This is a genomic window from Cellvibrio sp. PSBB006 (assembly GCF_002162135.1).
Lineage (GTDB): Bacteria > Pseudomonadota > Gammaproteobacteria > Pseudomonadales > Cellvibrionaceae > Cellvibrio.
In genome coordinates this window covers 4,307,983-4,323,063 of record NZ_CP021382.1, presented here as the reverse complement: position 1 = coordinate 4,323,063, position 15,081 = coordinate 4,307,983, and the positions used below count along the sequence as shown (strand labels likewise).

The following is a 15,081-nucleotide window of genomic DNA, read 5'->3' as shown; positions in this document are numbered from 1 at the left end:
GTTCTATTGTGGATGGAGCATGAATCCAAAAAAGGCAAGGATAGCGCACAACTTCCTGACGTTTCCTTTTCAATCTCCACCATCCATGTACCAGGCTTTTAAAGTTTGGAGAGCGAGCCTTATTCAACGATTAATGACAAGAAACTTCAGATCAGGATGAATCTAATGATTAATAAAAATTTTAGACTCTTTGCCTCATTGATACTGGCTTTAGGGGTTACTGCATGCGGCGGTGGAGGCGGATCGTCCGATACACCGCCCATTAATACAGGAGGCAGCTCATCATTGGCTGCCTCCAGCACACCATCAAGTTCACCCGCATCGTCAAGCGCAGCAGCATCCAGTATCGGGGCTTTGCCACCTTCCGCAAAAATTACCTTTCCCAAACAAAGTGCAAAGACTGACTCCAACACGATCACTGTCCGGGGTACCGCCAGCGACGACACGGGCATTAGCAGTATAAAAGTCAATGGTGTTGCAGCTACTCTTCAGAATAACCAAGAGAGCAAGCAGGCCAGTGGATTACAAAAGTCCAACGACACAACGGAAATAACCTGGGAAGTAACCCTTGAGCTGCCCTATGGTGAAAGCGATATCGAGCTAATAGTTGAAGACCAGGCGGGAAATATAACCCACGGTGAACAAGAAAACCTCGTACTCAACAATAGCCGTTATCCCCACGTATTTTTACTGGACGAAGCTAATAATCGCTTTGTAGGTTCTGCATACGACGCTCATTTCTCCTCGCGTGAAGAATTTTTCATCGATACCGCAACAATGGCGATGTCTGCATCAACTCCATTTCAGGTGCTTGAGGCTCCTCAAGTCAATACAGCAGGAACCCATATCTTATCCGCCAGAATTACTGGAAGCACACTGGTCGTTCAGTCAACAAACGTAACAACCGGCGCAGAAAACCAGGAAGCCAATCTGGATATCGAATTAGATGATAGCTTATGGTCCTGGGCTACGATTGTAGATTCCGCTATTGCGCCAGATACCGGCTTTTATTACATGCTGGTTTCCTATTTTCCAGCGGAAACCTCATCATATGAAGGCCAAAAATCAGTGATTTTTCAATACAACGCAAATGACAAAAGTATTTCACAACTAACTGCCGCTGAGAGCACACTGAAAAATGCAAGAAGTATTGCTTACGCAGAAAGCTCACTACTGGTTAACGTATGGTCATATAACGAATATAACGAAGCGGTTATAACGGTTAATCTGGCGAATAAAAACGAGGCGCTTCTCATTGGCGATTTAAATATCACCGGCATCGCTATCGTTGTTGATAAGGCTTATGAAAATGCTTATGTCGCGGGATTTAAAAATATCGTTAAAATTCCCCTTGATGAGCCAGAGCTTATTTATATATCCCCCGATGATGAGCAAGACTTTTTCAACATCGCACATATCAATTACATGATTATGGACAATGAGAATCAACGCTTGTTGATTGGCGATGACTCAATGAAAGAAATTTTAACCGTGGACATTAATTCTGGAGAGAGAGGCTTGTTATTTCATAATGGCATCGGTGAAGGCCATAAGATGATAGCCCCACGCCAACTTGCCTTAACGAGTAATAATGAGTTCGTGTTCGCCTTGGACGATGGGGGCAATGCGCCAGAAGCACTCTTTAAAATCGACTTGCAAACCGGAAACCGGCTCGAAATTTCTAATGTCGCATCAGCCTATAACGAAATTGCCAACGGGCTGATTCTTGATGAGACGAACAACCGAGCTTTTGTATCCTTTGGAAATCGAATTGGAATGGTTGATCTTATAACAGAGGAATATTTTTCTGTATTTGAACCAGTAGACCCATTGACGCCCGCAGTCGGCGGCATGACTTATGATGCAGAGAATAATCAATTGATTGTGATTGACGACGTTGAAGGTGTCATAACAACCATTGATGCAGATACTTTCGCGCGCAATGTATTGTTCGACAACTCAGCCGGAACGGGACCAATGATTAAAAATGCCGTGGACCTGGTTCTTGATCGCGAAAATAATCGCCTGCTCGCGCTCAGCCAATTCCTGGGAGCCGTTATGGAGGTTAATTTGGCTAATGGAAATCGAACAGTGATGTTTGATGAATGTGTTGACAGCTACGGTACCGACCGATTTTTAACCGGCGAAGAATCGGCGTCCACACAGAATTTTGATTTTAATTCCAGCAAAGGAAAATTATTGATTACCGGGGAGTTTTCTGTACTCGAATACGATTTCGCGACGCAGAACTGCCGAGTCATTAATGGAAGCGTCTTCGACGCTTTATATCTCAACGACGGCACTATTCTCGGCAGTTATTTCAATAGTTTGAACCAGATTGATCCGGTAACCGGATCAATGGTCACCATTTCAAAATAGCGCTAAGAAGATGTAACCTCCCGATGGAGGTTACATCGCTAACATCAAGCTGCCCGTTTAATTCTAACCCTCTTACCATTCACGCCCGTTTTCGGCCGCTTCGGCGTCGTCGGATCAAACTCATCCAGCTTTCGCTCAAGGTAACTGATGATGATCGGGGTTAAGTCACCGATCAATTGTTCAACACCCTGGGTACCAAAGATGCGATTGAATTCAAACAGATAAGGATGCTCGCCCACCATCGCCACATCAAAGCCGGCGTGATCAACACCCAATGTGCGCGCGACTGACTCTACCAGTGCAATCGCCGCCGGTGGGATAAAGCCGGGCATCATCGTGCCGCCCCGGGCGATGTTATTGTGAAAACCATTATCCGACTGGATTCGCCAGTAGCCACCGACCACCTTGTCACCGATCACGACCAGTCGCAGGTCACGATCTATCGGCAGGTATTCCTGTGCGTAAAGCACATCGGTTTTTTTACAATAGGCATTCCAGTCGGCGCGGTTCTCGATCAGGAACACGCCTTCGCCCATGCTGGCCTTGGGTATTTTTGCTACAAAGGGCAACGGCATCGCATCCCACATATCATTGGCTTTATCGGGGGTGTTGCCGTGAATCAAGGTAAAAGGAACATGATTGGGTACCAGGGTTTCAAAGACGCGGGTCATCTCAATCTTGTTGTGTCCGATGAGGTAACTGGGCAAGCTGGGAAAGATGCGCGCTTTAAGTCCGTACACCAACGGGTTGAGTTGCCAATAATCTGGAAATAACACCCAGTCTGCCGACTGAATGTCTTCTTTGTGGCGAAAAAAAAGTTCGGGTTTGATATAGGTGTGCGATGGAAATTTTAAGGTTCGCAGGGCATCGAAACTGATCAGCTTCATATACGACCGGAGGTGGGTTGGAATCGCGCTATTATAGAGAGGCCCCAACCACTGTCCAGTAGGCTTAAAAAATAAAGTTACCGCTACGTCCGGGTGTCGGCTTATGCCAATAATGCAGCCACTACGCCAATAAACTGTTGATCAACCTCACGCAGGACGACCGGTAACCCGCGACAACCGCCGGTACGCGAATCGTATGAGTGGCCTGTATCTGTTCAAGTGCCTGCGCTTCTGCAGCAAAAAGTTGATGATGGCGACGATTGATTTTGACGAAGTATTTCTGATCTTCGCCGTGCAAAAAATAATTTTCGTTAATATCACCACCGCCGACCGGCACAGCGTTTGACGGGCTGAACTCTTGCCACGTATGACCGACAAATGGCAGGCATTGTCGCTGTAGTTTATACTCTCCCAACATAATCACTAACGATGCTATCACCTTGAATACCTTGTCTCCCGATTCGCTATTGTTTAATGCGCACGATCTTATCCTGCTCATGGCCGCCAGTCAGTATCTGTTATTGGCTGTGCTCCTTGAAAGTACGCGCCGGCGCAACGATATCAGCAGTCATTTGCTGGCATTAATCCTGGTATTAAATACATTCAAGGCCATCGACGTTTTACTGGTGTGGAGCGATTCGCTGCGCAATATTGTTCTGGCCTGGGACCCGGATATTTTGTTACTGGGTGGTTTCGCCTACTGGCTAGAGGGACCATTACTTTATGGCTATGTTTCCACCGTATTGTATCGGGATTTTCGTTTTAAACCCTTATACCTGATACATCTGGTGCCTGTTTGTGTGCTCGGCGCCATCTTGCTCTGGCAATATTATTTGCAGCCAGATACCACGCAAGTGGAGATGATGGGCGATCTGGAATTTATGTGGGGTGGATTAATGACCCATACCATCACGCTGCGCAATTTATCGATCATGTTGTACGGCAGCTGGTGCCTGTATGAATTGCATCGCTATCGTCGCTTGCTGCGCGATAACTATGCCAACCTGGAGGATCGTGAGCGGCGTTGGCTGACCTGGTTTGTCAGTGGCTTTGTCCTGATTGCAAGCTGGGCGTTATTGATTCATGTCATCGGCAATCGGATCGGTTCGGATCTGGCCAACATCCTCGGTATCTGCACCAATTACTTCACCTTCTTTTTTGTGAACTCGCTGGTGTTTATCAGTATTCGCTATACCCATTTATTTGATGGCATTGACGATCAACGCAATATACCCGCAGAACCGGCGTCGCCTTTTTTTAAACAGGAGCAAGTCGAGCGTTTACAAAGTTTTATGGCAAAGGAAAAACCTTTTCTCGATTCCAATATCAGTATCGAGCTGCTGGCGAAACGCCTCTCGCTGCCGGAGCGGACGTTATCACGCATATTGAACCAACATTTTGGCAAGAATTTTTTTGAGTTTATCAATGGTTATCGTGTAGAAGAAGCAAAGCGTTTATTACGGGATGCGGAGTACCAGAATGCGTCGATGTTGGATATCCTCGCCATGGCCGGTTTCACATCCAAATCGACGTTCAACACTATCTTTAAAAAACACCTCGGACAGACACCGTCACAATATCGCCAGGAAAATTCCTCCGATAAGCATACCCCGACATAAAAAAAGCCCGGCGTAGCCGGGCAAAGTACTGAGGTTTGGGGTTGCACCTCCCTGTGAGTACAACGGCCTTCAGAAGACGCTATGCCCTAAAATTGCAATCGGGCACCAACACTGTAGCGCGCACCATTTTCATAAAAACCGACTGGGATTCCGTCATCAGTGCGTTGGTAAATAATTTCATTCGTCAGGTTGACGGCGGTAAAAAATAACGAAACCTGATCCGTGATCGACCAGTTAGCTGTCGCGTCCCATTGATCGTATTCATCCGTCACCAACTGCGAACCGGATGTCAAACCGCCGAAAGCCTCCGAGCGATAGTTGTAGGACAGACGCACACTGAACACATCGTCCTCGTAATACACGGACGCGTTTAACTGATCCTCCGAGTTACCGGGCAATTTTAATTTTTGCCCACCATCAACAGCCGGCACAGTCGCATCGGTATAGGTATAGTTAGCCACCACACCAAAACCCATGCCCAACTCCTGCTGCCATTGCAGCTCCAGCCCCTGGATATCTGCACCGTCCGGCGCGTTATAAGGCCGCGTCACCGTCAATGTTTGTCCGTCGATAACTTCTTCGGCGGTACGGGTAAACACAAAGGTATCCAGATCCTTAACAAAATACGTCGCCGATAAAATGGCTGCTTCCGCAAAATACCATTCCACACCTGCCTCATATTGATCGGTGTAGAAAGGTTCAAGCGCCGGGTTGCCTGCACTGGCCGATGAGGTTGTGGCGTTGATGGTCAGGTTGGCACTCAGGTCCTGAAACGTCGGGCGCGCCATAACTTGCGACGCGGCCATGCGCACGATCACATCATCCGCCGCATCGTAGATCACATTCAGGCTCGGCAAATAATCGGTGTAACTGCGCGAAATGCTACCCAATTCTCCGTCGATATAAGCCTGCGATGTTTGATCTGTTTCTACACCACGCACACCCACATTGCCGCGCCATTTGCCGGTTTCAAAATTTGCTTTTGCATAAAAAGCCATAATTTCTTCATTGATTTCGTAATAGGCTTGCTGGTCGAAGGTGTAAGTCATAGCCCCATCGAGGAACATCGGATCGATGACGGATTTTGCCAGACCACCGTCAATCCAGGCGTATTGGGTTAATGATCCTGCGGTGGCGGATTCACCGTGCAAACGCGGCGTTAATCCACCGGATACTTCATCCATAGTGATCGTGCGCCAGGCCGGATGGGTGCTGTCGGTAGTGCCTACTGTGCGGTTATTGGTGATGGTTTCATCGCGGAATTTAGTGCCCAGTTTAACGCTGGTAATCGGCCCCCAATCCACATCAAACTCCACATCGGCTTGCGCATAATTTTCCTCGTCTTCCATGGTGCGAATCCAATCGCGGGCACTCATCAGCGTCAACGCCGAATGATCGGTGGGATCAATGTCGAGGTATTCAATTTCGATCGTGTTGGGGCCAAGGTTAATCCGCTCGCGCGTGTTAGCTTCAAACCAGTAACCCATATCGCGGTCGCTGCCACCTTCTGCATTGGTCGTGCCGACTTGTCCGTGGGCCACCCAACCCTCGCCGTGGTAGGTCACATCAAAATCCAGCACTTCGGTTTCTACGGACGCTTCACGAAAAATCGGTTCAATAGCCGCACCGCCGCTGTTCGGATTTTCCAGCGTGCCACCCACCAGAGCGAGATTACCATCGCCGGTAGGAATAAAACGTGGGTCAGTTACCGTGTCACCATTTTCGAGTTTGTAGCCGCCGGGCATAAACAAATAATTCTGGTTGTTGTTGTCAGAATCCATATCGGATTTAACGTAATTCAATACCATATCCCAGGCGTCGGTGGGCATAAACTGCATGGTCAGGTTGGTGGTCAGGCGCTCGTTGTCCTGCTGGAAAATCGCTGAGCCGCCACCCCACACGGCATACACATTGTCAGTCACCTCGCCGTTTTGATCAGTGACCGAATAGAGTGTGTTGGTCGGGAAGGCTTCCAACCCATCGCGTCGCACTGTGCGTTTTTGCGAGCTGACGGACGCAAGAATACCGAAGGTTTCGTCGGCATTTTTCCAACTGCCCAGCGCCGAAAATTGCGGATCAATTTCGTCGGGAAGTTCGCTGTAAACACCTTCAGCGGAGGCGTGGAAAGTCATGGAGTCCAGATCCAATGGTTTACGTGTGCGCACAATTACCGTACCACCGATACTGCCTTCGTCAATATCCGCTTCCGGACTTTTATACACTTCCAGCGATGACACCAGCTCTGAGGCGAGGATGGAATAATTAAATCCACGACTTGGATTGTCGTTGGCCCACCAATAGGCGGAGGCGACATTCTGGCCGTTCATCAGCGTGCGGTTCATGGTGCTGTTGGTTCCGCGCACAAAGATGTCCCGTCCTTCGCCCCAGATGCGATCAACCGAGATACCGGGAATACGTTGCAATGAATCGGCGACGTTTTTGTCCGGAAATTTGCCAATGTCTTCAGCGTTGATGGCGTCAACGATGGAGTCGGCGTTTTGTTTGACGTTGAGCGATTGTTTTAGGCTGCCGCGAATACCGGTGACGAATAGTTCTTCAATCATGCCATCTTCGCTGGCGGCTTGTTGTGCTTGTAGCGGTAGTGCGGCGCCGAGTGTGAGTAGTGCGATGGTGGAGGCGAGTTTCTTTTTGTGTGAGCTGATCACTTTTGGTTTTCCCCTTTGTGTGTGGACCGCGTTGTGGACGGTCTTTGTTATGTAAATACCACTGCCGGTTATGTAAACGCAGAGGGAAGGGGAATCCCGACATGAAAGTGTCATATGGAAAGGTAATTCGTCTGATGATCACAAATGCGAGAAAAAACTTGGAAGAATTGTCGGGATTGGTGGAGATTGTGCGTTTAATGTTGAATGCTTGGAGTTATAGGTGGGGCAGTCGTTGCGGAGTAGGGTGTGAGACACGCCGTAAACCCATCCGTGGGGGCTCAGCATCGACATCCATGTCGATGATGGTCTCACACCCTACTCCGCAACGCCTGCTGTGCTAATTTCAAGATCATTTTTCTTTATGGCTGTTTTCTTAAAAAAGTTCCTGGCACAGACTCGCAGAGAATTGGGCAGAGGTTTGCGGGACCATCATCGGCATGGATGCCGATGTTGAGCCTCCACGGATGGATTCACGGCGTGTCCCGCAGGCCTCTGCCCAATTCTCCCCACCAAACTAAACCTTAAAGTCTTAACCTCACTCCAACAGAAAACCGTCTGCCATTTTCATATAAACCTTGGGGAATATCATTCGCCGTTCGATAAAAAATCACCTCGTTAGTCAAATTAACACCCTCAACATAAACCGTCGTGTTTTCTTTGGGGGTATAGGCAGCAGAAAAATCCCATTGTTGATAGCCGTCAGTTTCATCCTGCGAGCCGGAAATTAATTCACCGAAAGACTTGGAGCGATAGTTGTAAGACAGTCGCACGCTGTAGCGCGGGCTTTCATAATAAATCGAAGCGTTGACTTGGTCGCGCGAGTTGCCGGGTAAGCGTAAACTTTGTTGACCGTTCGGTGAAGGTACGCGGGCGTCGGTGTAGGTGTAATTGCTCAACCAACCCACACCATTTCCCAGGTCCTGTTGCCATTGCACTTCCACACCGTTGATGCGCGCGCCTTCGGCGTTGTAAGGGCGGGTGATATTCAGTTGTTGGCCGTCGATAGTTTCTGTCACGGTTTCGGTGTAAATAAAAGTAGAGATGTCTTTATAAAAATAAGTTGCAGAGAGAATCGCGGCGGTGTCGAAGTACCATTCGATGCCGGTGTCGAGTTGGCGGGCGCGGAAGGCGTCAAGGTCGGGGTTGCCTTCGGATGCCGTGCCGCTGGTAGCGTCGATAACAATGTTGGGGCTCAGGTTTTGAAAGGTGGGGCGCGCCATGACACGCGATGCAGAAAAGCGCCACAGGGTTGTATCGTTGATGTCGTAAGCGATGTTGATACTGGGAAGGTAGTCATGATAGCGGCGTTGTTCTTCAACCGATTCCAGATTGCGATAAGCAAAAGATTTTTGCCGGGTTTCTACCGCACGCAATCCCAGGTTGCCATGCCACGCGCCCTGCGCGAAATCCGCTTTAAGATAAGCCGCCGTAATATATTCGTTGATGCGATAGAACGCGGCGGGATCATCGTGGTAGATCATTAATCCTTCTGCCAACAACGGATCAATAACATCGGCAATCATGCGTTGGTCGGCCCAGGCGAAGCGCGTGAGCGAGCCTTCGCTGGCGGTGTTGCGGTGCAGTGTCGGGGTCAAGCCGCTGGATACTTCTTCGAGACCAATCTGTTCCAACATCGACCATTGCGCATGCGTCGTATCAATGCGGCCCAAGCGGCGATTATTTTCGATACTGTGGTCGCGCCATTTAAAACCCAATTTAATGTGTTTAAAAATAAATGTATCCAGGTCTCGCTCAACGTCCATTTGCCCATAAGTTTCGTCGTCTTCCATCCGGCGCAGCCAATCGCGGGAATCGCTGGAGAAGCGCGCGAGGCTGGCGGGATTTTGCGGATCGAGATCGAGATAACTCACTTCAATACTGTCGCGGCTCAACGAAAAATACTGCCGCGTATTACCGAGAAAACGATATAAGCGATCATGGTCAGTGCCACCCTCAGCACTGGTAACACCTAACTGGGTATGCCATTGCCAGACATCGCCCTGATAACGCATATCCAGGTCATACAATGCACTGCTCACATAAGCCTGACGAAAGATACTGTCGATGGCCGCACCGACGCTGTCAGGATTATTCATGACACCACCGAGTAGCGTTTGCCGCCCATCACCGGTTGCACCGAAACGCGGATTGCTCACGGTCACGGGTGGTGTTTCACGCAATTTAAATCCACCAGGCATGAATAAAAAATTCTGATTGCTGTTATTCATTGCCATTGAGGATTCAACATAATTTAATGCCAGTTCCCAGGCCGCGACCGGTCGCCATTGCAGTGTCACATTGTTGGTCTGGCGTTCGCGCTCCTGTTGAAAAATCGCGGAACCACCGCCCCAGATAACATATACATCTTCCGTCACCTGCCCTTGGTCATCGACGATATCGTAGCGCGAATTATCGGGAAAGGCTTCCAGGCCATCGCGGCGCATATGGCGGTTTTGCCAATTAAAGGAAGCGAGCATACCCAAGGTCTCCGCCGAATTTTTCCAACTGCCAAGGAGCGATATTTGCGGGTCCCAGGCATCGGGCAATTCACTGTATTGCCCTTCCAGGTTTATGCGTAAGGTGTTGTTGTCCATGTCGAAGGGTTTATGGGTGTAAATAATCACCGTGCCGCCGATGCTGCCCTCATCGAGATCCGCCGTGGGACTTTTATGTACCGCCAGGGATGCAATCAATTCCGAGGCGAGAATCGTGTAATTAAAACCGCGACCGGGATTATCATTCGCCCACCAATACGCTGAAGCAACATTTTGGCCATTCATCAAGGTGCGGTTGATGTCTTTGTCGGTGCCGCGAATATTAATATCCCGCCCTTCGCCCCAAATGCGATCCACCGACACACCGGGAATACGTTGCAAGGCATCGGCAATATTTTTATCCGGAAATTTTCCGACGTCTTCAGATGTGATCGCATCCACCACCGAATCCGCATTTTTCTTTTGCGCCAGATTACGTCTTACACTGCCGCGAATACCCGTTACGATCATTTCATCAGGACTCGCAGGTAGCGACGCGCCCTGCTCTTCAACACCCTCGTTGAAAAACCCCGCTGACAGCTCGTCAATGTCTGTTTTCGGTGGTGATTGAAAAATCACGATGGCGTTGTTGCGCAGGGTGTATTGCAGAGCCGTGTCACGCAACAAATGCGCGATGGCTTCCTGCGTCGTGAATTGTCCGTGCAGCGGTGTCACACGGATAGCAGGAATGTCCTGGGGACGAAAAAGAATTTGTAGTTCAGATTGTTCGGCAAAATGTGTCAGAGCAGTGGCGAGTGGTTGGGCATCAATAGTGTAGGTATAGCTATCCGCAAAAACTCCGGAGATGGACAACCCTAAACCGGCAGCCAGGGTCCATCGTCGCAGTAAAACCATAAAGGTCAGCTGTTTCATCCAACTGCTCTTGCCAATAATGAAAGAAGTTTTAACCGCCAGACCAGTGGCGTCGAAGCAACATACCAAATCATCCGCCACAGCAACAGATCAACATCCTTACGATCAGACCAGGTTCCGCTTTTATAACGGAACCCCCGGGCGGAACCCGAGTCCACTTTTTTGGCACCTCGTGTCGGGTTTTGCGCGCTAATTACGTTATAGGGATTGTTGCTCGGGATAAGATACGGCGGCACTCGCTATTAACATCCGGTCATTTTCAACGACCATTGGCATTTTAACCACGCGGAAGTCACTCATGTCGTCGGGCAAACCCAACCTCACGCTGGTTTCGAGCCAGCCTCCCGCGCCCGCCAGCGATACCGGCAATTTATCGGTTGAAGCCCTGTACCATTGTTATCGCCACAGCTTGCTGAACTATCTGGCGGGTATCCTGCCGGGGGGGCGCCAGGATGCAGCGGAGATCCTTCATGAAACCTATGTGCGCTTGCTGCGCCAGGAAGACCTGACCCGTTTGCAGGAAAATCCGCGCGCTTACATCTTTGCTATCGCCACCAATCTGGTGCGCGATTCGTTGCGCCGGCGCAGCAGTCGCATGACCGATGCCCACATCGACTTTGATGAACTGGAATTTCCCAGCGATGAATCTACACCAACCCGCGCGTTGGACTGGGAGGATTCCCTGAATCGACTGAAACAATCATTGCTGGAACTTCCGGTCATCACCCGGCAGATTTTTTTACTCAGTCGCTTTGACGAACTGACCTATCCGGAGATCGCCGATGCGCTCAATATCAGTACGCGCACGGTGGAACGCCATATGAGCACCGCCATCAAAGCACTGCAACATTCACTTGAAGATTTACTATGAATCAGTCTGTTACTGAAAAGAAAACCCGCCGCGCAATCAAAGCAGAGGCTGCTCTCTGGTTTGCCAAACTGCGTGCGCCGGAGTGCGACGCAGAGTTACAGCTGGATTTTGATACCTGGCTGAAAGAAAACCCCGCCCACGAATTGGCTTACGAACAATGCTGCACCCTGTGGCTGATGACCAATAACCTGCGCGACGATGAAGATATTCAACGCGAATTAGTCAGCGCCCGCCAGGAGCTGGAACCGGGCTATCGCCAACGCAGTATTCGTTTGAATAATCCCGGCAACTGGCTGGCTTATGCTGCGGTAATGATGCTGTTTTGTATCGGTTTTATCTTCAGCATTAATTACCTCAGTGAAGAGGAATTCAGCACGCGCGTTGGCGAACAACGGCTGGTCCAACTGCCCGATGGCTCTACGGCGATGCTCAATACCGACACGGTCATCAGCGTGCATTATTCCGGCAAGAAAAGGCGCATTCGCTTGCGTCAGGGCGAAGCCTATTTTGATGTGCACAAGGATAATCAGCGGCCGTTCGAGGTGTCGGCAGCAGGCAGCGTGGTCAGAGCTTTGGGCACCGAATTTAATGTTGCTATTCGCGAGCAAACCTTGTCGGTGGATGTGGCCGATGGCGTGGTGGAATTGCGATCCAAAAATCCGTTGAACACCGACCAATCGATCATCACGGAAATTCGCGAAGGCGAAGCCGTCAATTATAAAAAGGGCGACGAAGCCACCAAGGTAGAAGCTGCCAGGTTGGCCCGGATTTCGGCGTGGCAAACACGCAAAATTTATTTCGATGCGGATACGCTCGCCGATGCGGTGGCCGAATACAATCGCTACATCACGGAAAAAATTACCGTGGTGGACAACGAATTAAATCAGCAGCGCATTACCGGTATTTTCCATTTGGGCGACCTGGATACCTTTATCTTCAGTCTTGAGCAGGCGCTCAATGCACGCGTCGAACGCAGCGGCAAAAATATCCTGGTGATGAAAGGTCTGGATTTGCCTGCGGAAAGTTAACACGCGCTCACACTCACCACGCTCCATATCACAACCTATCGCAAGCAGCTTGCGCTCAAGGCTGACTTGCATGCACGGGTAAACTGCGCTAAAACGCATCCGCGTTTTTTGCGGAGAATCAGTATCATGAGCAGCACCTTAAGCCCGGAATACTTGCAGCGCTTTGGCGGCATTGCCCGACTCTATGGTCAGGCCGCACTGGCAGCCCTGGCTAACGCGCATTTTGCGGTGATCGGACTCGGCGGTGTCGGCACCTGGGCAGCGGAGGCGCTGGCGCGCAGCGGGGTTGGCGAGCTGACGCTGATCGAACTGGACGATGTGTGCGTGACCAATACCAACCGCCAGTCCCATGCCCTTGCATCGCAGATCGGGCGCTCAAAAAATCAGGTGATCAGCGAACGCTTGCGCGATATCAATCCGGACATTCGCCTGCACACAATCGAAGATTTTATTGATAAGGACAACATGACGGCGTTGATTGGCAAGCAACATCACGTCGTTATTGATGCAATGGATGCGGCGCATATCAAGGCGCGCCTGGTAGCCTATTGCAGCGCTATAAAAACCCGCTTGATTGTGGTCGGTTCCTCCGGTGGAAAACGCAATCCACAACTGGTGCGGGTCGATGATCTCGGCCGCACCGAGAGCGACCCCATGCTCGCCAAGATCCGCACGCACCTATACCGCCATCACCATTTTGCCCGCGACAAGCAACGCAAGTTTCGGGTTGACGCCGTCTACTCCACCGAACAGATGGTCTATCCCAAGCCCGATGGATCGGTGTGCATGGACAAGCAGGTGTTGCAGGACGGGGTAAAACTGGATTGTGCTGGCGGCTTCGGGTCATCGGTTATGGTGACCGGCAGCTTCGGGTTTCTGGCGGCCAATCGCGCGATTGAACGCTATCTGCAACAGGTGAGTGAATCGGCGAGCGATTAGTTTAATCCTGCCTCAACCCCGGCCAATTCGCAGGCGCGGATGGCCATCGCACGGAAACCGTTATTGCGCGATGGCGTCATGTGTTTTTCCAATCCAGCCTCGCGTAACAATCCGGCAAGATTCAGCTGCGCTAATTCGCCATCGGTTTTGTCATCGATATGAACCAGGAGTAACGCCGCCAGGCCTTTGATAACCCGGCTGTCGCTGTCAAAGGCAAACCGATGTCGCCCCTCACTATAGTCGTGGGCCATCCAGGCTGAAGCCTCGCATCCTTTGATTACATACATCGGCTGGCGCAAGTCCGGCTTGGGCGCAATCAGCCGCCCCCAATCGGTTATCAGGCGGTATTTGCTTTGCCAGTTATCCGTCGCCAGCAGTTGCGCCAGCGACACCGTGCTCAAATCATCGTAGATCACGGCAAGGCCCCCACCGGTAAGCTGAACAGGCGACGGCTGTTTTCCGTGGTCTGGCGGGCGATATCCTCCACGGATTGCTGACGCAATTCGGCAAGCACACGGGCCGTGTCCGGCAAATATTGAGGGCTATTGCGCTCGCCCTGCCGACCGCATAGCGGCATGTCCGGGGCATCACTCTCCAGCAATAGCGCGCTGAGCGGCACCTCGCACACGGCCTGCCGGGTTTTGTGAGCACGTTCGTAAGTGATGGTGCCGCCGATACCCAAATAAAAACCTAGCTCAATGTAGGTCTCTGCAATCTGAGTGCTGCCACTGAAGGCATGGATTACCCCACCCGCCGATGGCCGATGCTGACGCAACAGTGCAATGACTTCGTTGTGGGCTTTGCGGCAATGGATGATCAATGGCTTGTTCAACTCGCAAGCCAACTCCACCTGCATGGCAAAGAGAGTTTGCTGGTGCCGGAAATCGCTGCCAGTAAACTTATCGAGACCACACTCACCCACAGCGACATATGGCGACGTCAACAGAGCCTGCCGCAACCTACTGCGTAATGTCTCCAGCTCAACTGCCGACAAGTGCTCTCCGACCAGTTCTTTCACCCACCAGGGGTGGATACCTGCCGCACAACAAATACCGGGATAGTCCGCGCTGATGTTACTTGCCGCTTGCCATTGGTCAGGCGCAACACCGGGGATAATTAATTGCTCAACACCCAGCTTTCTGGCCGCCGCCCAGACTTGTGAGCGATCACTGTCAAAAGCAGCAAAATCAAAGTGACAGTGGCTATCTATTAACACGGGCAAGACCGACACAGAAAGCTCCCAAAAAACATGACGTGAAGAAGGGGAATTATAGAGGAAGGATTC

11 protein-coding genes are annotated in these 15,081 nt (G+C 50.6%); 5 read left to right on the top strand and 6 right to left on the bottom strand.

From position 1 onward, the window contains the following. Positions 1-165 precede the first annotated feature (165 nt). The gene (locus CBR65_RS17960) at positions 166-2,379 is read left to right on the top strand and encodes an Ig-like domain-containing protein (RefSeq protein ID WP_087468126.1); all 2,214 of its coding nucleotides are present in this window, start codon (positions 166-168) and stop codon (positions 2,377-2,379) included. Positions 2,380-2,423: 44 nt separating this feature from the next. Here the strand turns inward: CBR65_RS17960 and CBR65_RS17955 are convergent, their stop codons facing one another. Continuing rightward, entirely contained in the window at positions 2,424-3,266 is an 843-nt protein-coding gene (locus CBR65_RS17955; RefSeq protein ID WP_087468125.1) for a RimK family alpha-L-glutamate ligase, read from the bottom strand. Positions 3,267-3,387: 121 nt separating this feature from the next. Further along, entirely contained in the window at positions 3,388-3,705 is a 318-nt protein-coding gene (locus CBR65_RS17950; RefSeq protein WP_198300790.1) for a fructosamine kinase family protein, read from the bottom strand. A 1-nt stretch (position 3,706) separates the two neighbouring features. On the opposite strand from CBR65_RS17950, the gene CBR65_RS17945 reads away from it, so the two are divergent. After that, positions 3,707-4,885, top strand: a complete 1,179-nt coding sequence (locus CBR65_RS17945) for an AraC family transcriptional regulator (RefSeq protein WP_087468124.1) — start codon at positions 3,707-3,709, stop codon at positions 4,883-4,885. An 86-nt stretch (positions 4,886-4,971) separates the two neighbouring features. On the opposite strand, the gene CBR65_RS17940 is transcribed toward CBR65_RS17945, so the two are convergent. Beyond that, positions 4,972-7,551 (bottom strand): TonB-dependent receptor, encoded by a 2,580-nt coding sequence (locus tag CBR65_RS17940; RefSeq protein ID WP_198300789.1) that lies wholly within the window; start codon positions 7,549-7,551, stop codon positions 4,972-4,974. A gap of 521 nt (positions 7,552-8,072) precedes the next feature. After that, complete coding sequence (locus CBR65_RS17935) at positions 8,073-10,958, bottom strand: TonB-dependent receptor (protein ID WP_157672141.1); 2,886 nt, start codon at positions 10,956-10,958, stop codon at positions 8,073-8,075. 298 nt (positions 10,959-11,256) lie between these two features. On the opposite strand from CBR65_RS17935, the gene CBR65_RS17930 reads away from it, so the two are divergent. The 3 genes from CBR65_RS17930 (at position 11,257) to tcdA (ending at position 13,796) form a co-directional block, all read left to right on the top strand. Next, positions 11,257-11,829, top strand: a complete 573-nt coding sequence (locus CBR65_RS17930) for an RNA polymerase sigma factor (protein ID WP_087468121.1) — start codon at positions 11,257-11,259, stop codon at positions 11,827-11,829. After that, entirely contained in the window at positions 11,826-12,857 is a 1,032-nt protein-coding gene (locus tag CBR65_RS17925) for a FecR domain-containing protein (RefSeq protein ID WP_087468120.1), read from the top strand. The genes CBR65_RS17930 and CBR65_RS17925 overlap by 4 nt, the downstream gene beginning before the upstream one ends. Positions 12,858-12,983: 126 nt before the next feature. Further along, positions 12,984-13,796, top strand: coding sequence for a tRNA cyclic N6-threonylcarbamoyladenosine(37) synthase TcdA (tcdA, locus tag CBR65_RS17920; protein ID WP_087468119.1), 813 nt, complete (start codon positions 12,984-12,986; stop codon positions 13,794-13,796). Here the strand turns inward: tcdA and CBR65_RS17915 are convergent. Both CBR65_RS17915 and CBR65_RS17910 read right to left on the bottom strand, forming a co-directional pair. Then, complete coding sequence (locus CBR65_RS17915; RefSeq protein ID WP_087468118.1) at positions 13,793-14,212, bottom strand: SufE family protein; 420 nt, start codon at positions 14,210-14,212, stop codon at positions 13,793-13,795. The two genes, tcdA and CBR65_RS17915, sit on opposite strands and share 4 nt — an antisense overlap. Further along, positions 14,209-15,027: a TatD family hydrolase gene (locus CBR65_RS17910; protein WP_232461244.1), complete on the bottom strand. Its 819-nt coding sequence runs from the start codon at positions 15,025-15,027 to the stop codon at positions 14,209-14,211. The genes CBR65_RS17915 and CBR65_RS17910 overlap by 4 nt, the downstream gene beginning before the upstream one ends. Positions 15,028-15,081 lie beyond the last annotated feature (54 nt).